Source organism: Acinetobacter sp. ANC_7503, from assembly GCF_056780035.1.
Genome location: NZ_JBWYJA010000001.1, coordinates 180129 through 198618, shown reverse-complemented (window position 1 = coordinate 198618; position 18490 = coordinate 180129). Strand labels below are relative to the sequence as shown.

Genomic DNA, 18490 nt, shown 5'->3' with positions numbered 1-18490 from the left:
AATGACTCTAGAATATTCAATAACTTTTGATATTTAACAGTACATATTTTTAAAAGAAATCAATCAATGTGAATTTGTTTAACATTTGCATATTTAACACAGTTACACATACTACCTTTCTTTGTTTTAGGGTATATTAGTGCTCTAATTTCATGATGTTAACTAAGCCTCAAATATAATGTTAGACGTCTTTAAAACTACTTCAAGTAAAGTGATTTTGCTGGTGGCAATAATTTTAATTGCCATCTTTCAATATCGCTTTTGGCTCGGTGAAGGAGGATATTTCCCTCATCAGGCGCTACTTCAGCAAATGAATCAACAAGCTGAAACAAATGAAGAGTTAAAAGAGCGTAATCGTATTCTGGCTGCTGAAGTATATGATCTAAAAAATGGTGTAGAGGCGATTGAAGAACATGCACGTTTAGATCTTGGCTTAATTAAGCCTCATGAAACGTTTATTCAAATGAGTACAATCAGTACGAATTACAAGCCGATTTACATCGACCCAAATGCTAACGTAGATTTAAGAACCAATGAGTCTAGACAACCTGAATCTGAACAACCGTAAATTATGGGCTATTATTCCGGCAGCAGGTTCTGGTAGTCGATTTTCCAAATCAGCGTTAAAGCAATATCAAATTATCCAGAATAAAACTGTACTTGAGCATACTGTAGAACGTATTGCTCAATTGCCTATTGCTGGCTATGTATTGGCCATCTCAGAGCATGATAAATTTGCTCAGACACTTCAATTTGCTAAATCAGAAATCCTTCATTTCTGCTTAGGTGGTCAGGAGAGGGTTGATTCTGTACTTAATGGTTTAAAGTATTTAACCAATATTGCAGATGAAAATGATCTGGTGTTTGTGCATGATGCTGCTCGACCTTGTGTGAGCTTGAGTAATTTAGAATCTTTGATTCGCCATGTTATCGAATCTAAGCATAGCGCAATTTTAGCAACGCCTGTACGTGATACTTTAAAAAGAGTAGATCAGTCGAGTGCCATTGAAAAAACTGTTGATCGAAGTGCATTGTGGCAAGCACAAACTCCACAATTGTCGACCATTAAATTGCTAAAAACCTCGATTGAACATGCATTAACTCACAAGATCACAATCACGGATGAAGCGAGTGCGCTTGAATATGCTCATCATCCAGTAGATGTGGTGATTGGACGATCTGATAATATTAAAATTACTTATCCTGAAGATTTAGAACTTGCTCGTCTGATTCTTCAGTCACAGTCTGACTCGAAATAATTTAGTTTTATGTTTGGGACTTTGCTTAAATAGCCAAAACATTGTCTTATAATAACGCCACTTAGAATATGCAATTCAGCCAATGATACCTTCACAACAGTACCGTTTTTTGCGTCATGCCTTGAGAGATGGACGAACAATCAAACATGATTCGTCACGTTGGACTAAATTACATTTAGATCCATGGTTACTTGGTTTTTTGATATTAAACGCAGCTTTTGGACTCATGGTTGTTTATAGTGCAACCAATCATGATTCAAGCATGGTGATTCGTCAGGCGACCAGTTTTGGTATCGGTTTTATTTTGCTGTTTATTTGTGCACAAATTCCTCCAAAAGTTTATCAAATTGTCAGTCCTTATCTGTATGCATTTTCGATTGTGCTTCTGCTTTTGGTATTGCTAATTGGTGATGTCCGCTTAGGCGCAAAACGCTGGATTTCTATTCCTGGATTAGGGAGTGTGCAGCCCAGTGAATTTATGAAATTTACGATGCCACTCATGATGGCTTGGTTTTTCAGTCTGCGGACTTTACCACCCAAATTTATGCATATTCTCTTTGCATTATTTCTGATGATGATTCCTTTTGTTTTAGTCGCATTACAGCCTGACTTAAACATTGGATTAATTATTCCCGGAATTTTTGTCATTTTTTTAAGTGGTATTTCTTGGCGTTTGATTGGGGCTGTGGTCGCTGGGTTTGCAGTGGTTGCACCATTATTATGGAATTTCTTTCTACAGGAATACCAAAAAAAGCGAATTTTAACTTTATTTGATCCTGAATCAGATCCGCTAGGTGCAGGGTGGAATATCATTCAGTCTAAAATTGCGATTGGTTCTGGTGGACTATTTGGTAAAGGTTTTAATGAAGGAACACAGTCTCATTTAGGTTATCTCCCCGAACATCATACAGACTTTATTATGTCTGCTTATGCAGAGGAATTTGGCTTTTTTGGTGTGTTCGTATTATTTGTTATTTTTGCTGCGATCATTATTCGTTGTTTGATTATTTCCATGAACAGCTTCCATAATTTTGGACGTCTTTATGCCGGTGCGGCAGGTTTAACTTTCTTTTTCTTTGTGTTTTTGAACAGTGGGATGGTGAGTGGAATACTTCCAGTAACGGGTGATCCATTGCCACTCATGAGTTATGGTGGTACGGCAGTCATTGCAACGCTAGCAGGTATGGGCATTGTAATGTCTATACATACTCATCGCTAAAACATCTGGGGTTGACAGCAAATTTTCAACTCACATTCTGCTTACTCTCACATCTATTGAAACTTTGAGTTTCAATGATTGCTCTAATCAGTCATTACACTTTTATGCTGAAGAAGATGAAAGTGTAGATGGAAGTTGATCTATGCTATTTGAGAGAGTAACTCTAAAAAAATTAACTTATTTCCTCATTTTTTTGTAATAACTAAATTTTTATCGATGGTAGAGAAAATTTGAGCTAAACAATGATCTTTGTAACGTTTCCCAAGCTAAAAATTCCTGTCTTAGCTGTTGTCTTAAACTTGGTGATCCATTTGTATAAAAATATTTTTTAAAAATGATTTTCGTAGATGTATAAAAAAATTAACTATGGCATATTAATTGCTAAATAAGAATTAAACGAATATTGCAGGAGAGAGGTCTTCTGTAGATCCGCCGAAGGAGCAACGACCCCGGAATCTCTCAGGCAAAAGGACTGTAATTATTCTCAATCATCTGGAGAGAAGTCTAATGATGTTTAGACTCACCGAAGGGGATGGAAATAATCATATGTTATGAAGATTTCCGAAGCTCTCAGGTACCGTGACAGATGGGGCATTGAAAATATAAAATTTTCAAGGAGCTTTTATGTCACATATTATGGTGATTGGTGCTGGCATTACAGGAATAACCACTGCCTACGAATTGTTAGAACTTGGTTATCAAGTCACGATTCTTGATAAAAACTTATACCCAGCAATGGAGACTTCATTTGCGAATGGAGGTCAACTGTCAGCATGTAATGCAGAGGTGTGGAATCAGAAAGCAACGGTACTGAAGGGTATCAAGTGGATGACCCAAAAAGATGCACCATTATTACTCAACCCATCTTTTGATTTGCATAAATACGCTTGGCTGATTGAATTTATGGGTAATATCAAGCATTACGAAGCCAACACACAAAAAACGGTAAGACTGGCATTATTTGCAAGAAAACGGCTGTTTGAAATTGCACAGAAAGAAAATATTCAATTCGATTTGGAAAAGCGTGGAATTTTGCACTTTTATCATAATCAGCAGGATTATGACGTTGCTATACGAGTGAATGATTTGTTATGCAAAGGTGGATTAGAGCGTCACGCTGTTACAAATGAAGAAATTCACAGTATTGAACCAAGTTTGACGGGAGAATATTACGGTGGTTTTTATTGTCCTGATGATGCCACAGGAGATATACACAAATACACCACGCATTTAGCCCAAGTAGTAGCGCATAAAGGCGGGAAATTTTTATACGGTGTAGAAGTTGAAGATTTAAATCTGGATCATTCTACAGAGCAAGTTTCAGCTAAATATCGCGCTTGTGATCCTAAAAATAAAGATATACCCGATGGATTTATTCAAGCTGATGCAATGGTCATTTGTGGTGGAGTTGGAAGCTATCATTTAGCAAAACAGGCTGGGGATCGTGTCAATGTTTATCCAGTGAAAGGGTACTCGATTACAGTTCAGCTGAATGATGAACATAGCCAACAACATGCACCATGGGTAAGTTTATTGGATGAAAGTGCAAAAATTGTGACGTCGAGATTAGGTCGAGATCGTTTAAGAATTGCTGGTACTGCGGAATTTAATGGCTATAACCGAGACATCCGTATTGATCGCATACAACCTTTAGTTCATTGGGTGAATCGTAATTTTGATATTTCAACTGAGCATTGTGTCCCTTGGGCTGGATTAAGACCGATGATGCCGAATATGATGCCAGTGGTAAGACAAGGGAAGCATCCGAGAGTCTTTTATAATACCGGTCATGGGCATCTGGGTTGGACGCTGTCAGCTGCAACTGCTGCAATGATCAGTTTAGAAATTTCACAGAAAATAGCGGCTTAATGAAAAGCCACAATAGTATGAAAACTATTGTGGCAAATACATTTATAGTCGAGTGAAAACTTGATCTGCATTCAAACGAGATTTAGGTAATTTGGCATTAAAATCTTTTTCACTTCGATAACCAAGTGCCAATAGTACTGACGGAATCAGGCCTTTTGCGTCAAGATTTAACTCTTCAGCGATAATTTTTTCATCGAATCCTCCAATTGGAGTGGCATCGATACCTTCTAAACCTGCAGCAAATAAGGTTTGCCCAAGTGCAATAAAAGTTTGATTTTCAGACCAGCGCTGGATATCGCCTTTTTCGTTGCGATAATAATCAACATAGCCTAACCGCGTATCTTTTTGAGCTTGTTTTGCTTGGTCATCTTTAAAACGACCACTGATTTCATCTTGATTTAATAATCGATCTAGATGAGAGTCTGTAATGTCTTTATGCGTACAAAACAGAATTGTGTGTGAAGATTCAAGGACTTTGGGTGCATTATAAACATACTTACCAACCAGTGCTTTAGCAATGCGCTGTTTGGCTTCATCAGTTTCGATGACAAAGAAATGCCACGGTTGAATATTGATAGACGAAGGTGCGAGCCTTAAAGATTCCAATAATTTTTCAAACTTTTCTTGAGGGATCTTTTTTGAAGAATCGTATGCTTTGGTGGTGTAGCGAGATTGGGAGATGTTTAACAAATCCATATTATCCTCCGATTATTCACAATATATTCATCTAAAAATTTTAAATGACTCTGAACTTAAATATTTTCTATAGTTGATGCTAAATGATATGAAAAATCTGACTTTTCTTTAAATCAATAGGCATATTTTAAATCAGTATATTTTTCTAATGACATTGCAATTTGTTGGTTGATAAATGCGCGCACATCTTCTTCAGTCATAGGTTGACCATTCTTGCTGATATTATGTTCGATCGGTGCTTGGTCTGCGGCCTTAATTTTGTAGACAAGGTGGGTGATCAATTCGTAATCGTTATTATGGTTTACGATGTTAGTCACATATTGATATGAATGCTCAAAGTTGAGATCTTGATGGGAAAATATAAATTGTTCAAAGATTGTCAATGCGGCGCCATCATCAAGATTTTTGAGTTCATCAATAATTGTGGCATCTAGGCGTACATCATAACGTTCAGAGATTGCTTTACCATCGATTAATAATGACACTTTATCATCTTCATGGTGTTGAACAGTAATATTGCTGAAATTAGACATGACAAACTCACGAATTGAATTGAGTCGTTATTATCATATGCAGAAAAACTTAAAGCAAAACATACTGATTAATATTTAAACATTGAGTGAAATTTCAATTTAAAGGTTGATGAGATCATTATAAAAATAGAGGAACTAATAAGACCATGTTTTCAGTGTCAGATCATTGATTGACTGCTTAGAGAATTTCGATTGATTAATTTCCAAAATTTGAGCTTGATCCAAACGCCAGTCGCCTAAGACAATTCTTCTTTTATCTTGAGAGATATGGATTTGAGGGCGATGCGTATGACCATGAATTAGTAAATCAACTTCTTTCAATGCATCGTGGACAGCATCTTGATTTACATCCATGACATCATAAGATTTAAATTCTTTTGATTCGTGGCTTTTTTTTCTAAATCCATTTGCAAGTTGAGTACGAAAAGAAAGTGGGGTTTTCCGCAGTATCCAAATGAGGAGTGGATTTCTGATTATTTTTTTAAAACGTTGATAGGCGACATCGTCTGTACATAGCGAATCACCATGTTCTATACGAATTTGGACGTCATTTATTTTTAAGTTAGAGACTTCGGACAATAAGATGCCATCAAATTTATTTAAAAAAAATTGATTCAGCGCAAAATCACGATTGCCGACAGAAAATAGAACTTGATTTCCCTGTGCAGTAAATCTTTTTAAGCGTTCAACGATTTCATCGAGCCAAGGAGCTGTATAGTCATCACCAATCCATGCATTAAACCAATCACCTAAAATATAGAGTTGGGTTTGCTGGTCTTGATAATGATCTAATAAATCTAAAAACCCTCGAACGAGTCGAGGGTGTTCAGGTGACAGGTGTAAATCTGAAATAAACAGATAGGTCACTTAATATTCCTTATTTGCCTACATCCCCATCAACTTTAGATGGGGAAACGATCCCTTGAACATGATATTCGTTTTAAAGCAGTGCTTGAAAACTTAATAAGTTAGGGAGTAGGTTTCTTATTCAGAGAGAATTTTAGCAGATTCGATCACAACGTTTTCTAGTGGAACGTCAGCGTGGTAGCCACGGTTGCCAGTGCGAACACTTTTGATTTCATTAACAACGTCCATACCTTCTACAACTTTACCAAATACTGCATAACCCCAACCTTGAGCTGTTTTACCCGTATGGTTAAGGAAAGCATTGTTTTTCACGTTAATGAAGAATTGTGCAGATGCTGAGTGAGGAGCTTGAGTACGTGCCATAGCAATCGTACCTTCGTCATTGCTTAAACCGTTGTCAGCTTCATTTTCAATAGAATCGCGAGTTGCTTTTTCTTTGAAGTTTTCATCCATGCCACCGCCTTGGATCATGAAACCGTCAATTACACGGTGGAAAATTACGCCATCATAAAAACCATCACGAACGTACTCTAAAAAGTTAGCAACAGTTTTAGGTGCTTTTTCAGAGTTAAGCTCTAGAACAATACGTCCTTTATTGGTGTTTAATTCGACTTGAGGAAAACTCATTCTATAATCTCCTGATCATGGACAAAAAGCCATGGGTTTGTGGTTGAGAGAAGCATAAGCAAACTGTAAACTACAAGGCAAGCAAAAACGTTATTTTCTTTGTTAATAATATGAAGATAGCGTTTTAATTATCCTATTTTATCTTATAGAAGTGATTTATCAACTATGAAGCCGAATGATGTTGTTTCATCCCTGCCAAATACCCCGACGACTAACAATCCATCAGTCGATGCTGCGCAGCAAGAACAACAACCGGGCTTAGACTTTGTACGTCAAGTAATTACAGAAGATCTTGCAGCAGGGCGTACAGATAAAGTCGTGACGCGCTTTCCACCAGAGCCTAATGGTTATTTACACATTGGACATGTTAAAGCGATTTGCCTGAATTTTGGTATTGCAGAAGAATTTTCTGGTTTATGTAATCTTCGTTTTGACGATACAAATCCAGATGCAGAAGAACAAGAATATGTAGATGGTATTGCGAACGATGTTAAATGGCTCGGTTTCGACTGGAATGGTGAACCACGCTACGCATCAAGTTACTTTGATCAATTGTATCAATGGGCGATTCAATTAATTAAACAAGGTGATGCATATGTCGATTTGCAATCTCCTGAAGAAATTAAGCTGAATCGTGGAAATTTTGTAGAACCAGGTAAAAATTCTCCGCAACGTGATGCAACGGTTGAAGAAAACTTAGCACGTTTTGAACAAATGCGTAATGGTGAGCTTGGAGAAGGCCAAGCAGTACTTCGTGCCAAGATTGATATGGCATCACCGAACGTACATATGCGTGATCCAATTCTTTACCGTGTTTTACATTCTGAGCATCATCAAACAGGCGATACGTGGAAAATCTATCCAATGTATGACTATGCTCATCCTTTGTCTGATGCGATTGAAGGCATTACGCACTCGTTATGTACGCTTGAATTCCAAGACCATCGCCCGTTCTATGATTGGGTTATCGCTAAGGTAAATTCTCCAGCAGTTCCACGCCAGTACGAATCAAGCCGTTTGAATGTTGATTACACCATCACCTCAAAACGTAAATTACGTAAGCTGGTCGAAGGTGGTTACGTCAATGGTTGGAATGATCCACGTATGCCTACAGTCGTGGGAATGCGTCGTCGTGGCTTTACTCCAGAAGGCTTACGTGATTTCTGTAAGCGTGTGGGCGTATCTAAAACTGATGGTATTGTCGATGTTGCAATGCTTGAATTCTGCATTCGACAATCATTAGAAAATACTGCTGCACGTGGTATGGCGGTATTGAATCCTCTTAAAGTGACATTGACCAACCTTCCAGAGGATATGGATTTAACACACGCACGCCATCCAAATGTTGATATGGGTGATCGTGTAATTCCACTGACTTCTGAATTGTATATTGATCGTAAAGATTTTGAGGAAGAGCCGCCTAAAGGGTTTAAACGCTTAATTCCTGGTGGTGAAGTCCGTTTACGTCATGCTTATGTGATTAAATGTGATGAAGTGATTAAGGATGAAAATGGCGAAGTTGTTGAACTTAAATGCTCTATCGATCCGCATACTTTAGGTAAGAATCCAGAAGGTCGTAAAGTCAAAGGTGTTATTCATTGGGTATCTGCAAATAAAGGGATTCCTGCTGAAGTTCGTATTTATGATCGTCTATTTACTGAAGCCGCACCTGATGCGGACGATGATTTCTTAGCGAATTTAAATCCAGATTCTCTAAAAATTGTTCAAGCGGTAATTGAGCCTGCTTTAGCTCAAGCGAAACCTGAAGATCGATTCCAATTCGAGCGTGAAGGTTATTTTGTCGCTGATCAATTTGATCATACTGTTGAAAAACCTGTCTTTAACCGTATTTTGGATTTAAAAGATAGTTTTAAGCCTGCAAAATAAAGTTTGGTAATATCAAAAAAAGCCTGATTGATTCAGGCTTTTTTTTATTCAAATTTAGGTTAATAAATAATTTTTGTGATTAAATTCACATGATTAGATAAAGGTGAGTATTTAAGAATAATTTAATAAGTTATAAATAAAAACTAAAATAACATTATATTTCAAATATATATTTGACTATTTGGATTTTCAAGCGCATATTTAATTCAACCGAAAGGTTAATTTGAAACTTTGTTTTCCTCGAAACCCTGCTTAAGCGGGGCTTTTTTTTGATTTAGTTTCTGATGTTGCTGTAAAGCGATATACACAGGGCCTTTCAGTTTGCGCTGATCATTTAACTTTTTCTTAATATAAAATACCAAAGCAAAACAGGTGGTTGCTAAAGTTAAAAGAAGACTATTTAAGTAGCTCATGAGTGAGCTGATATAACCAATAGTGGTGAGTCTATTCATCATTTTGATGACTTGTGGACTACTTTCGATGCCCGTGATCGCCCAAGAACATAAGTGTTCACAATTATTAATAATGAGATGATAGTTATTTTCATGCATTCGAGAGCGCATTCGTCTTACGACAGTACGACCTGAATATTTGGGGGTGCTATAATGCCGAATCGTAATTTTTTTGCCATGTGCAAATTTTTGCAGAGATGTAATTTCGATCGGATGTTTTTTAAAGAGATGAGCAAAACCTGAATAATGAATAACACGACCCTTACCCACATAAATACCATGATGTGAATAACCAAAATGCTTAACAATTAAGTGAGCACCAAGAGGGAATGTTTTGACGTGTTTATGCCGCATTTATAAAATATTCCAATAACTTTACAGATGTACATTTATTGAAAGAGAGTCCACAGTATAACCGAATTGGAAATAAATAATGAGGTATAAATACAATATAAGCACCCTAAAAAAGGTGCCTAAATTTTTTATTCAACTCAAATGAAGTTATGAGAAGAAAGCATTTTGTGCTTCACAATTTTTAATTGCATCTTCTTTAGGAAGCTGTTTAATTTGCTCTTCAAACTCGATTTTTTGACGATCTATGGCAGTTTGAGGAATACCGCTCTCTTTCGCTAATTTTTCAATGTTGCCCCAAACTTCCTCACATGCTGAAGGTAGCTTATTACAACCACTAAGCGATATGAAAGTCGCCCCTAAAATAATGAATAGAATATTTTTCATTGAATCCCCAAATGTATTTTTAATTATCCTATGAGCTTATCTTAATTGAACATTTTTAAATTGAACAGAAAATTTATCATAAAAAAAGCACTGTCTATGCAGTGCTTTTTTTCTTTACTGAAGGGTGATTTTGTTACTCAATAAATCAGTAAGATCTTTTTTTGAATAGCCACGCGAAATAAGAACTTTTTTGATTCCGCGGATTACATCTTCATCTGATGCCTTTTGTAAAGCCTCGATCAACTGATCGTTAGTCTTACATGAACAATCATTTTCAACACAAGCAATTTGATTTTTATGCTCGTTCTGCTGCGAATCTGATGAAAACAGCTTTTGCCAAAAACTCATAGAGCCTTCATTTGCAACCAAAGATAGGTCGAAATATAGTCGATTTAAAATTTAATGCAAGTTTGTAATCGTGATTTAAGGCACATTTTAAAATAAATATTTCGATGATAAACCTAAAGTTTAACGAAATTATGACATTGAAAAATTAAATTATACTTTATTTATATGATTTTTAAGTGAAATTCAAAAAGCATAAAAAATGGACAGTGTAAGAACTGTCCATTTAGTAAGAAATAAATTGTTTAAATTTTCTCTAAAAGAACGCCTGACTCGACATGGTGGGTATAAGGAAATTGATCGAACAGCGCAAATTTAGTGATTTTATGAGTTTCCGATAACATCTTTAAATTGTCGTGCAAAGTATCTGGATTGCATGAAATATAAATAATACGGTTAAAGCGTTGAAGCAGCTTCAAGGTATCATCATCAATGCCTGCACGAGGTGGATCTACAAATACAGTATCGAAGTCATAACTTTGAATATCAATATTGGCTTCTTGTAAACGTCTAAACTCACGTTCTGCATTGAATGCTAAGGTAAAATCTTCAGCTGAAAGGCGAGCAACTTGAATATTATTAATTTGATTTTGCTCAATATTCCATTGCGCTGCATAAACTGATGATTTAGCCAGTTCCGTTGCTAGAACGCGATTAAACTTTAGCGATAATGGAAGGGTAAAATTACCATTACCGCAATAAAGCTCTAAAAGATCTTTATCACTGGTTTGAGCTGCATTACATGCCCACTCCAGCATTTTTTGACAAACTTGCGCATTAGGTTGCGTGAAGCTACTTTCAATTTGCTTATATTTGAATTTACGGTCAAATACTTTTAATTCTTCAACTACATATTCATCCGTCAATACAATTTTTTGACCACGGCTGCGACCAATAATCTTAATATTGAGTTTTGAAGATAAATTTTTTGCTAGTTGTTCCCAGTCTTGATCAAGCGGACAACGATAAATCAATGAAACCAGCATTTCACCGTTCAACGTAGAAAGAAAATGTACTTCAAACAGACGCTTAGAGAGCACTGCATTTGATTTTAGTTCAGACAGGAGAACTGGCATTAAATCATTAATAGATTTATCCGCGATTGGAAACTCATCAACACGTACAACTTTCTTTTGAATACCATCTTCCGCGCGTTCAAACATGGCATAAAACATATCATCTTCTGTATGCCAAATACGGAACTCAGCTCGCATACGGAAATGTTTTTCAGGAGATGAAAAAACTTCTAGTTCAGGTGGTTGATATTCAGCAAATTGATTGCGGATACGTTCAATTTTTGCATCAAGTTGTTGTTGATAAATAGAAGTCATAAAAATCTAAAAAAACTAGCACAAAGCAGAGTGAATGGTAGCAAATAATAAGCCAACATTCTTCTAAATCTTTGTGCTGTTGTGACTATCTTTTGGTGAGGTGCTCAACTAAGTAGTCGATGAACACACGTACAGCTGGTAATAAACCACGGCGAGAAGGGTAAACCACATGAAAAATACCGTGTGGTGCATTCCAGTTAGGCAGAACCTTAACAAGACGCCCATCTTTAATATAATCTTCAACAATACTGTCTGGGAGTAATGCTACCCCACAATTGTCACTTGCAAGTTGTGCAAGCATAAGTAAGTCAGAGCCCATCACGACTGGACTCACTTTGACTTTAATCGATTTGTTGTTTGAATCATGTAGTACGAGTTGTTGATCAGTATGTTCATCAACCATACTTAATATTCGATGATTTGAGAGTTCTTCAGGTTTTTTGATAGATCCAAATTCATTGAGATAAGCCTGGCTGGCGAAAAGATGTTGTTCAATATTTTCAAATTTTCGAATGACCAAACTTGGGTCATCATCCAAACTTGAGCGAACACGAAGCGCTAAATCAATTCCTTCATTGATGATATCGACACGTCGATTAGTAACCATCAATTGAACTTTGATTTCAGGATACTGCTTAAGGAAATTTGGCAGTATTTTGGTCATTTCATGCTGAGCAATTGATACGGGTAAACTGACACGAATTAAGCCTCTTGGTTGTTCACTTAAATGATCTACCAAATCATGAGCAGATTGGGCAGCATTCATCATTACTTGCGCATGGCGATAAATGTTCATCCCAATATCAGTGACAGCAAAATGACGTGAACTACGTTGAATAAGCCTTACACCGAGATTTTCTTCTAAATTATAAACACGTCGACTCAATTTTGATTTGGGAATGTCAGTTGCTCGCTCGGCAGCGCTAAAACCACCATGTTCGACAACAAGGGCAAAGCAATAAAAATCATCTAAATCTGAAAGCATGTAGTCATTCCATATATGCGACGTTTTGTTAAAAAATACATTATTGTTCTGAATAGTCAATTGAGTTGCTGTGTTTTCTCTAAAATCTAAGGTTGTTATATGTAGTAATGAATAAAGAGGGCTATTTAAAAATCTAAAAGCAATGGTTAAACTTATGTTTTATAGCACGTAATACTTAAGGTTGACATGGCTTATACAACAATTGAACTTCAAGATCCTCAAGAAAATGTACAGTGCCCGCATTGTCAACACGCTGTTATCGACTGGAATGAAGAGCAATATATTCAACCTTGTGATCATACATTGTTTATTGCTATGGACTTGGGATTTGAATTTATTTCAGATGAATTTGAAGCAACTATGCCTCGCACAGTAGATGAAATTCATGCAGATGATGAAAACTCGGATGTGTTTACTGAGATTACACGTTCTGATTTAGCTCAGTTTAAAATTTATAAAGTTGCATTGGGTGTCGAAAACCTCAATCGTTATATTGGTTTCCAATCATAATTTTTTTAATCACACGCATATGGTGAAAAGACTTGGAGTTACCTTGAGTCTTTTAATTTCATTGTATTTTGATATTGATTGCAAAGTTCTAAGTTTGTGTTAATTCATGATAAGTTCAATGCTTTGCATAAAGAAATCACGGCTATTATAAAATGCACTTATGGCTATAAACATCTGATCTACTTTTGGATTGGTTCGTGTTTTATCGATCAACTTCACCTTAGATCCAAGTGAATTCTATCTAACCCACTTGGATTTCAGCATTAGGATGACTCAACCTGCTTTTTTTAGGGGTTGCAATTAAATATGCTAATGTCAAAGGACCGAGACGACCCGCAAACATCAGTATCATGAGCATATATAAACTTGCAGGTTGTAATTCTGAAGTAATACCTCTAGATAATCCGACTGTACAAGCCGCGGAAACAGCTTCAAATAGTAAATCTAGAAAACGTTTATTAGGCTCTAAAATTAATAGCGTAAAGAAACCAATGAAAATGAGCATAGCAGTTATGCTAATGACCGCAAGAGCTTTATAGGTGACCGTTGCGGGAATCGAGTGTTTAAAAACAGTGACTTCGTCAGCTCGTCTCAAAAACGTGATCACACTCAATACAACAATAATAAATGTACCTACTTTAATACCACCAGCAGTACTTAAAGATCCGCCTCCAATAAACATTAATAGCATAGTCACCAAGGTTGCTGGATCACTCATACTGGCCATATCAATACTATTAAATCCAGAGGATCGTGGTACTGTGGCATGAAACCAAGCATTTAATGCTTGGTCTCCAATTGACATTGGGGCGAGGGTCAATGGATTATTTGCTTCTAAACACCAAATCATAATAAAGGCAAATAGATTGAGTCCCGCGATAGTAGAAAGAATCAGTTTGCTGTTGGTTGAGAGTTTTTTCCACTTATGAGCGCGTTTGATATCCATAAGTACCACAAAACCTATTCCACCAATGATATACAACATGCTGATGGTCAGAGTTACAGCATATTGGCCTGAAAAACTCATTAAACTGTCTGGAAAAAGAGAGAAACCACCATTATTAAATGCTGAGATACTGTAAAAGGCTGCATAAAACAGGGCATCACTAAAATCGTAGTATTGAAGCCACGTAAATGTCAGGATGAATGTTCCAATCCCTTCGAAAAATAGAGAATACAATAAGACGGCTTTAACAGTGAACGAGGCCCTTGCTAAACTGGTTTGACCAATTGTTTCTTGAGCCATCACTTGTTGCTTTAAACCAAGTTTAGTGGAAAGGCTCAAAGCAGCCAAAATTGCGAAAGTCATGAATCCTAAGCCACCACATTGGATGAGTAGCATAATGATGAATTGACCAAAAGTCGTATATGCCTCGCCAATATTGACCACAGAAAGTCCCGTAATTGTCACAGCAGACGTGGCGGTAAATAAGGCTTCTAGCCAAGAGACATTTCCTTCGTGTGCAAAGGGAAGTTTTAGCAGTAATGTTCCAATGATAATAAAACTGAGAAAGCCCAAAGCAAGCAAACTTGGTGGACTCAAATTAATACTTTGCGTTTTTTTATTGATCAATTGATCATAAAATTTCATCATTTCGAAATAAATCTCGATGAGAGTTTACGTAGAAGATTGACAGGACCTTCAACAATTAAAATGTCATTTTTTTGCAGCAATGTACCAGGTGCGATGTCATAAATTACATGTGTGCCACGTTGTAATAGTAATGTTTGTACGCCGTCGCTGTGCTCCATGATATCTTTAAATTCTACACCTTGTAGTTTTTCACTCACTTCCACTTTGACAATATAACGGTCATCATTCAACGCCATATAGCGTCTAACCATTGGGTAGCTTAATGATTGTGCAACGCGAATACCCATGTCTTCTTCTGGATGAATAATTTGACCAATACCGAGATGCGTCAAAATCATATGATGGGCTTTCGATTTTGCTTTTACTAGGATTTTTTCTACGCCTAAATTTTTAAGGTTGAGGACACATAGAATACTGGCCTCAATATCTTCTCCAATTGCGACAACGACGGCATCGCAATTCTGTACATTCAGTTCTCGAAGTACATGTTCATCTGTGGCATCGGCGATGACAGCATGACTGATGTTATCAGAGATATTTTCAACGTATTTTTTTTCAGTATCGATTCCAATCACATCATGTTTTAATTGAGTGAGTTCTAATGCAACTGTACCACCAAAGCTGCCTAAGCCAATTACTGCAAATAGCGCCATTGAATATCCTAAAATTTTAAAGATCAGAAAGTAATGATTTGATTTTAATTTCGCTTTGAGTGAGTTTATCTTGTTGATCTGAGTTGATTCAATTCATTTGTTGAGGATTATTTATGATCACTATAAAAATAGTAAATCGTAATTGAAATCAATGTCCATGAAAGTGCTAAGTAAATATAAGTTAAATGAATATGATCGATCATAAAGTTAGCATGAACGAAACTTGTCATGAGCACAATTGCCATCATATATATCAACGTCATACGATAACGATAAATAGGTGCTAATCCCAACATGATATAGGGGAGTGCTGCATAACCTAAAAAAATAAAAACTTCGAGGGATTTGCTTAAGGTGGTAACTTCAGGATATAGATATTTCGAAATAAACAGAAGTGCGGAAAAGATGATCCACATGAGAAAAGGAATTACTACAAAACTGAACCATATTTGCATGATTTATCTTAATATCTAAAATTTTAAAGTGATCGTTTTTTCTATCTTTCGATTTTAATTGTATATCAATTATTGAATTAAAAAAGCCTGTCAAAATGACAGGCTGTATTGATTTTATTTGAGGAAACGTTGATAACCAAGATTATTGGTAATTTCTTCGTATGGATAATTGATACTTTCTAACGTTTCAACTAAACCATCAGGGTTTTGTTGTGCATCTTCAGCTTCGAGTCCAACCAATACACGACCTTCAGCCGCACCATGATTACGATAATGGAACAGGGTAATGTTATGCGTTGGACCAAGACGTTCCAAGAATGTTAATAATGCACCTGGACGTTCAGGAAATTCAACGCGGAATAAACGTTCATTTTCAATATCAGCATGACCACCGATCAGGTAGCGAATATGTAATTTGGCAACTTCATCGTCAGATAAGTCATCCACATCATACTGAAACTTTAATGTCTCGAATATTTCTTGACGTTCTTTTTCGCCGCTTTTTAAACTAATTCCAACAAATACTTGCGCTGCAGTCGCACTACTTGCACGGTAGTTGAATTCAGTAATATTTCGACCTTGAAGGGCACGACAGAAATTGAGGAATGCACCTTTTTGTTCAGGAATCGTGACAGCAAAAATAGCTTCTTTACGTTCACCTAATTCAGTTCGTTCTGCAATATAACGTAAACGGTCAAAGTTCATATTTGCACCGCAGACAATTGAAACGATGTTTTTACCTTCTAAGCCGTGCTCAGCCACATATTTTTTAATCCCTGCAAGTGCCATCGCACCTGACGGCTCAACAATACTACGGCATTCATCATAGGTGTCTTTAATTGCTGCGCATATTTCATCAGTATTCACAAGAACAACTTCTGGTTCTACGATTGGACCTGAATTGTCAGATTTTTGCAGACGAATCACTTCAAAAGGTTTTTCACCGATTTGCGCCACGGCTGTACCATCGGCGAATAAACCAACTGAAGGCAGAATCACACGTTCATTTGCTTCTAAAGCAGCTTTTAAACAAGCTGACTCGTCATATTCCACAGGAATAACTTTGACATGCGGTGCTACATCACCAAGGTAAGCAGCAACACCTGCAATCAAGCCTCCACCACCAACGGCAACAAATACATAATCCACATCTCGCCATTGACGTAAAATTTCATTGGCAATTGTACCTTGACCAGCCATAACGAGTTCATCATCATAAGGCGGAATAAAAGTCATTCCTTCTTCTTGCGCACGTTGAATTGCGTATTTATTTGCGATGTCAAAAGAATCACCATGAAGTACGACTTCACCACCCAAACGCTTTACAGCTTGGACTTTAATGTCTGGTGTTGTCTTAGGCATCACAATAATCGCGCGAATTCCTAATTTTTTTCCTGAGAGTGCTACACCTTGAGCATGGTTACCAGCAGAAGCGGTAATGACACCTCGTTCTAGTTGAGCTTTAGGAAGTTGGCTGATTCTGTTATAGGCACCGCGGAGTTTGAAGGAGAATACGGGTTGTAGGTCTTCACGTTTAAAACGAATATTATTGTTAAGACGTTCACTAATTCGTGGTGCCGCTTCGAGTGGGGTTTCGATAGCAACGTCGTATACCGTTGCTTGTAAAATTTGTCGAACCAAACGAGACAGCATGTTAATTTTCCATCTAACAGTTTAAAATAGGCGCTTATTGTAACAAACCATAAGGCTTAGCGGTTTAAAATAACTGCAAAAGTCCAAATTAGTTGAGTGAAGTCATGAGTCTATATGCAACCCAAGATGAGAAAAAACAAGCAGCAGCACAAGCAGCTTTAAAACACTTACCGAAAGGGGGCATTTTAGGCGTAGGCACAGGCAGTACTGTTAACTTTTTGATTGATTTACTTCCTGAACTTCAATTAGAAGCTGCAGTTGCAAGTTCGGAAGCGACTGCGCAGCGTTTGAAGAAGCTGGGTATTGAAGTGGTAGATATGAACTCAGTGGGTGGTCTTGATGCATATGTAGATGGTGCAGATGAGATTGATCGTCATATGCACATGATCAAAGGTGGTGGTGCCGCATTGACACGTGAAAAAATCGTGGCATCGATTGCAAAAAAATTCGTCTGTATCGTAGATGATTCTAAATGGGTAGATCAGTTGGGGCGTGATTTTCCACTTCCTGTTGAAGTGATTCCAATGGCACGTTCTGCTGTTGCTCGTAAAATTGTTTCTTTAGGTGGCGACCCAGCGTACCGTGAAGGTGTAGTGACCGACAATGGTAACGTGATTTTAGACGTGCATAACTTAAATATCTTAAATGCCCTTGAGCTTGAAAAAACATTGAATGATATTCCTGGTGTGGTATGCAACGGTATCTTTGCTTTGAATAAAGCAGACATTGCGATCGTTGCGACCAACAATGGTATTGAAGAGCGTACAGCGGTTTAATTTTAACTCCTTGACGAGCTAATGTCCCCCAAATCCCTCTT

Annotated in this window: 20 protein-coding genes and 1 riboswitch; of the genes, 7 read left to right on the top strand and 13 right to left on the bottom strand. The window is 37.0% G+C overall.

Annotation, left to right across the window (positions count from 1 at the left end):
- Window positions 1-178 precede the first annotated feature (178 nt).
- The 4 genes from ftsB to AC1M9M_RS01035 all read left to right on the top strand — a co-directional run bounded on the left by ftsB (window position 179) and on the right by AC1M9M_RS01035 (window position 4347).
- The gene (gene ftsB / locus AC1M9M_RS01050) at window positions 179-568 is read left to right on the top strand and encodes a cell division protein FtsB (protein ID WP_035263725.1); all 390 of its coding nucleotides are present in this window, start codon (window positions 179-181) and stop codon (window positions 566-568) included.
- Window positions 534-1259, top strand: a complete 726-nt coding sequence (gene ispD / locus AC1M9M_RS01045; RefSeq protein ID WP_035263723.1) for a 2-C-methyl-D-erythritol 4-phosphate cytidylyltransferase — start codon at window positions 534-536, stop codon at window positions 1257-1259. The genes ftsB and ispD overlap by 35 nt, the downstream gene beginning before the upstream one ends.
- An 82-nt stretch (window positions 1260-1341) precedes the next feature.
- Window positions 1342-2478 carry a rod shape-determining protein RodA gene (gene rodA / locus AC1M9M_RS01040; RefSeq protein ID WP_092766373.1) on the top strand — a complete coding sequence of 379 codons (1137 nt, stop codon included), beginning with the start codon at window positions 1342-1344 and terminating at the stop codon, window positions 2476-2478.
- Window positions 2479-2874: 396 nt separating this feature from the next.
- Window positions 2875-2963: riboswitch (glycine riboswitch) on the top strand.
- 139 nt (window positions 2964-3102) lie between these two features.
- On the top strand, window positions 3103-4347 hold the full coding sequence (locus tag AC1M9M_RS01035) for a D-amino acid dehydrogenase (protein WP_481595354.1): 1245 nt from the start codon (window positions 3103-3105) through the stop codon (window positions 4345-4347).
- A 42-nt stretch (window positions 4348-4389) separates the two neighbouring features.
- Here AC1M9M_RS01035 and nfsB read toward each other — a convergent pair whose 3' ends face one another.
- From nfsB to AC1M9M_RS01015, 4 genes are all read right to left on the bottom strand, one after another.
- On the bottom strand, window positions 4390-5043 hold the full coding sequence (gene nfsB / locus AC1M9M_RS01030; protein WP_035263717.1) for an oxygen-insensitive NAD(P)H nitroreductase: 654 nt from the start codon (window positions 5041-5043) through the stop codon (window positions 4390-4392).
- Between the two features lie 113 nt (window positions 5044-5156).
- The gene (locus tag AC1M9M_RS01025; protein ID WP_481595353.1) at window positions 5157-5576 is read right to left on the bottom strand and encodes a hypothetical protein; all 420 of its coding nucleotides are present in this window, start codon (window positions 5574-5576) and stop codon (window positions 5157-5159) included.
- 135 nt (window positions 5577-5711) lie between these two features.
- A complete protein-coding gene (locus AC1M9M_RS01020; protein WP_481592692.1) occupies window positions 5712-6443 on the bottom strand; it encodes a UDP-2,3-diacylglucosamine diphosphatase in 732 nt (243 codons plus the stop codon).
- A 117-nt stretch (window positions 6444-6560) separates the two neighbouring features.
- Window positions 6561-7070 (bottom strand): peptidylprolyl isomerase, encoded by a 510-nt coding sequence (locus AC1M9M_RS01015; protein ID WP_481591059.1) that lies wholly within the window; start codon window positions 7068-7070, stop codon window positions 6561-6563.
- Window positions 7071-7235: 165 nt separating this feature from the next.
- Between AC1M9M_RS01015 and AC1M9M_RS01010 the strand changes: the two genes are divergently transcribed.
- Complete coding sequence (locus AC1M9M_RS01010; protein WP_481595352.1) at window positions 7236-8957, top strand: glutamine--tRNA ligase/YqeY domain fusion protein; 1722 nt, start codon at window positions 7236-7238, stop codon at window positions 8955-8957.
- Window positions 8958-9175: 218 nt separating this feature from the next.
- Here the strand turns inward: AC1M9M_RS01010 and AC1M9M_RS01005 are convergent, their stop codons facing one another.
- The 5 genes from AC1M9M_RS01005 to AC1M9M_RS00985 all read right to left on the bottom strand — a co-directional run bounded on the left by AC1M9M_RS01005 (window position 9176) and on the right by AC1M9M_RS00985 (window position 12808).
- Window positions 9176-9763, bottom strand: coding sequence for a lecithin retinol acyltransferase family protein (locus AC1M9M_RS01005; RefSeq protein ID WP_481595351.1), 588 nt, complete (start codon window positions 9761-9763; stop codon window positions 9176-9178).
- A gap of 147 nt (window positions 9764-9910) precedes the next feature.
- Window positions 9911-10147 carry a hypothetical protein gene (locus AC1M9M_RS01000; protein WP_092766368.1) on the bottom strand — a complete coding sequence of 79 codons (237 nt, stop codon included), beginning with the start codon at window positions 10145-10147 and terminating at the stop codon, window positions 9911-9913.
- Between the two features lie 114 nt (window positions 10148-10261).
- A complete protein-coding gene (locus AC1M9M_RS00995) occupies window positions 10262-10495 on the bottom strand; it encodes a hypothetical protein (protein ID WP_035263705.1) in 234 nt (77 codons plus the stop codon).
- Between the two features lie 242 nt (window positions 10496-10737).
- Entirely contained in the window at window positions 10738-11823 is a 1086-nt protein-coding gene (gene trmA / locus AC1M9M_RS00990) for a tRNA (uridine(54)-C5)-methyltransferase TrmA (protein ID WP_481595350.1), read from the bottom strand.
- Window positions 11824-11908: 85 nt separating this feature from the next.
- On the bottom strand, window positions 11909-12808 hold the full coding sequence (locus AC1M9M_RS00985; RefSeq protein ID WP_035263702.1) for a LysR substrate-binding domain-containing protein: 900 nt from the start codon (window positions 12806-12808) through the stop codon (window positions 11909-11911).
- Between the two features lie 186 nt (window positions 12809-12994).
- On the opposite strand from AC1M9M_RS00985, the gene AC1M9M_RS00980 reads away from it, so the two are divergent.
- Window positions 12995-13318 carry a hypothetical protein gene (locus AC1M9M_RS00980; RefSeq protein ID WP_481592687.1) on the top strand — a complete coding sequence of 108 codons (324 nt, stop codon included), beginning with the start codon at window positions 12995-12997 and terminating at the stop codon, window positions 13316-13318.
- A 241-nt stretch (window positions 13319-13559) separates the two neighbouring features.
- Here AC1M9M_RS00980 and AC1M9M_RS00975 read toward each other — a convergent pair whose 3' ends face one another.
- The 4 genes from AC1M9M_RS00975 to ilvA form a co-directional block, all read right to left on the bottom strand.
- Complete coding sequence (locus AC1M9M_RS00975; RefSeq protein WP_035263851.1) at window positions 13560-14909, bottom strand: TrkH family potassium uptake protein; 1350 nt, start codon at window positions 14907-14909, stop codon at window positions 13560-13562.
- The gene (locus tag AC1M9M_RS00970; protein ID WP_092766365.1) at window positions 14909-15565 is read right to left on the bottom strand and encodes a potassium channel family protein; all 657 of its coding nucleotides are present in this window, start codon (window positions 15563-15565) and stop codon (window positions 14909-14911) included. The genes AC1M9M_RS00975 and AC1M9M_RS00970 overlap by 1 nt, the downstream gene beginning before the upstream one ends.
- Window positions 15566-15672: 107 nt before the next feature.
- Window positions 15673-16020, bottom strand: a complete 348-nt coding sequence (locus AC1M9M_RS00965; protein ID WP_481587510.1) for a hypothetical protein — start codon at window positions 16018-16020, stop codon at window positions 15673-15675.
- Between the two features lie 114 nt (window positions 16021-16134).
- Window positions 16135-17673: a threonine ammonia-lyase, biosynthetic gene (gene ilvA, locus AC1M9M_RS00960; RefSeq protein ID WP_481595349.1), complete on the bottom strand. Its 1539-nt coding sequence runs from the start codon at window positions 17671-17673 to the stop codon at window positions 16135-16137.
- A gap of 104 nt (window positions 17674-17777) precedes the next feature.
- Between ilvA and rpiA the strand changes: the two genes are divergently transcribed.
- Window positions 17778-18449, top strand: coding sequence for a ribose-5-phosphate isomerase RpiA (gene rpiA, locus AC1M9M_RS00955; RefSeq protein ID WP_035263693.1), 672 nt, complete (start codon window positions 17778-17780; stop codon window positions 18447-18449).
- Window positions 18450-18490: the final 41 nt, after the last annotated feature.

Excerpts from the sequence above, each read along its gene's own strand:
- ftsB (WP_035263725.1), top strand. The coding sequence starts at position 179 with ATGTTAGACGTCTTTAAAACTACTTCAAGTAAAGTGATTTTGCTGGTG.
- ilvA (WP_481595349.1), bottom strand. The coding sequence starts at position 17,673 with ATGCTGTCTCGTTTGGTTCGACAAATTTTACAAGCAACGGTATACGAC.
- AC1M9M_RS01025 (WP_481595353.1), bottom strand. The coding sequence starts at position 5,576 with ATGTCTAATTTCAGCAATATTACTGTTCAACACCATGAAGATGATAAA.
- trmA (WP_481595350.1), bottom strand. The coding sequence starts at position 11,823 with ATGACTTCTATTTATCAACAACAACTTGATGCAAAAATTGAACGTATC.
- AC1M9M_RS00965 (WP_481587510.1), bottom strand. The coding sequence starts at position 16,020 with ATGCAAATATGGTTCAGTTTTGTAGTAATTCCTTTTCTCATGTGGATC.
- AC1M9M_RS00985 (WP_035263702.1), bottom strand. The coding sequence starts at position 12,808 with ATGCTTTCAGATTTAGATGATTTTTATTGCTTTGCCCTTGTTGTCGAA.
- rodA (WP_092766373.1), top strand. The coding sequence starts at position 1,342 with ATGATACCTTCACAACAGTACCGTTTTTTGCGTCATGCCTTGAGAGAT.
- AC1M9M_RS01005 (WP_481595351.1), bottom strand. The coding sequence starts at position 9,763 with ATGCGGCATAAACACGTCAAAACATTCCCTCTTGGTGCTCACTTAATT.
- AC1M9M_RS00995 (WP_035263705.1), bottom strand. The coding sequence starts at position 10,495 with ATGAGTTTTTGGCAAAAGCTGTTTTCATCAGATTCGCAGCAGAACGAG.
- AC1M9M_RS01000 (WP_092766368.1), bottom strand. The coding sequence starts at position 10,147 with ATGAAAAATATTCTATTCATTATTTTAGGGGCGACTTTCATATCGCTT.
- AC1M9M_RS00980 (WP_481592687.1), top strand. The coding sequence starts at position 12,995 with ATGGCTTATACAACAATTGAACTTCAAGATCCTCAAGAAAATGTACAG.
- nfsB (WP_035263717.1), bottom strand. The coding sequence starts at position 5,043 with ATGGATTTGTTAAACATCTCCCAATCTCGCTACACCACCAAAGCATAC.
- rpiA (WP_035263693.1), top strand. The coding sequence starts at position 17,778 with ATGAGTCTATATGCAACCCAAGATGAGAAAAAACAAGCAGCAGCACAA.
- AC1M9M_RS01035 (WP_481595354.1), top strand. The coding sequence starts at position 3,103 with ATGTCACATATTATGGTGATTGGTGCTGGCATTACAGGAATAACCACT.
- ispD (WP_035263723.1), top strand. The coding sequence starts at position 534 with ATGAGTCTAGACAACCTGAATCTGAACAACCGTAAATTATGGGCTATT.
- AC1M9M_RS00975 (WP_035263851.1), bottom strand. The coding sequence starts at position 14,909 with ATGAAATTTTATGATCAATTGATCAATAAAAAAACGCAAAGTATTAAT.
- AC1M9M_RS01015 (WP_481591059.1), bottom strand. The coding sequence starts at position 7,070 with ATGAGTTTTCCTCAAGTCGAATTAAACACCAATAAAGGACGTATTGTT.
- AC1M9M_RS00970 (WP_092766365.1), bottom strand. The coding sequence starts at position 15,565 with ATGGCGCTATTTGCAGTAATTGGCTTAGGCAGCTTTGGTGGTACAGTT.
- AC1M9M_RS01010 (WP_481595352.1), top strand. The coding sequence starts at position 7,236 with ATGAAGCCGAATGATGTTGTTTCATCCCTGCCAAATACCCCGACGACT.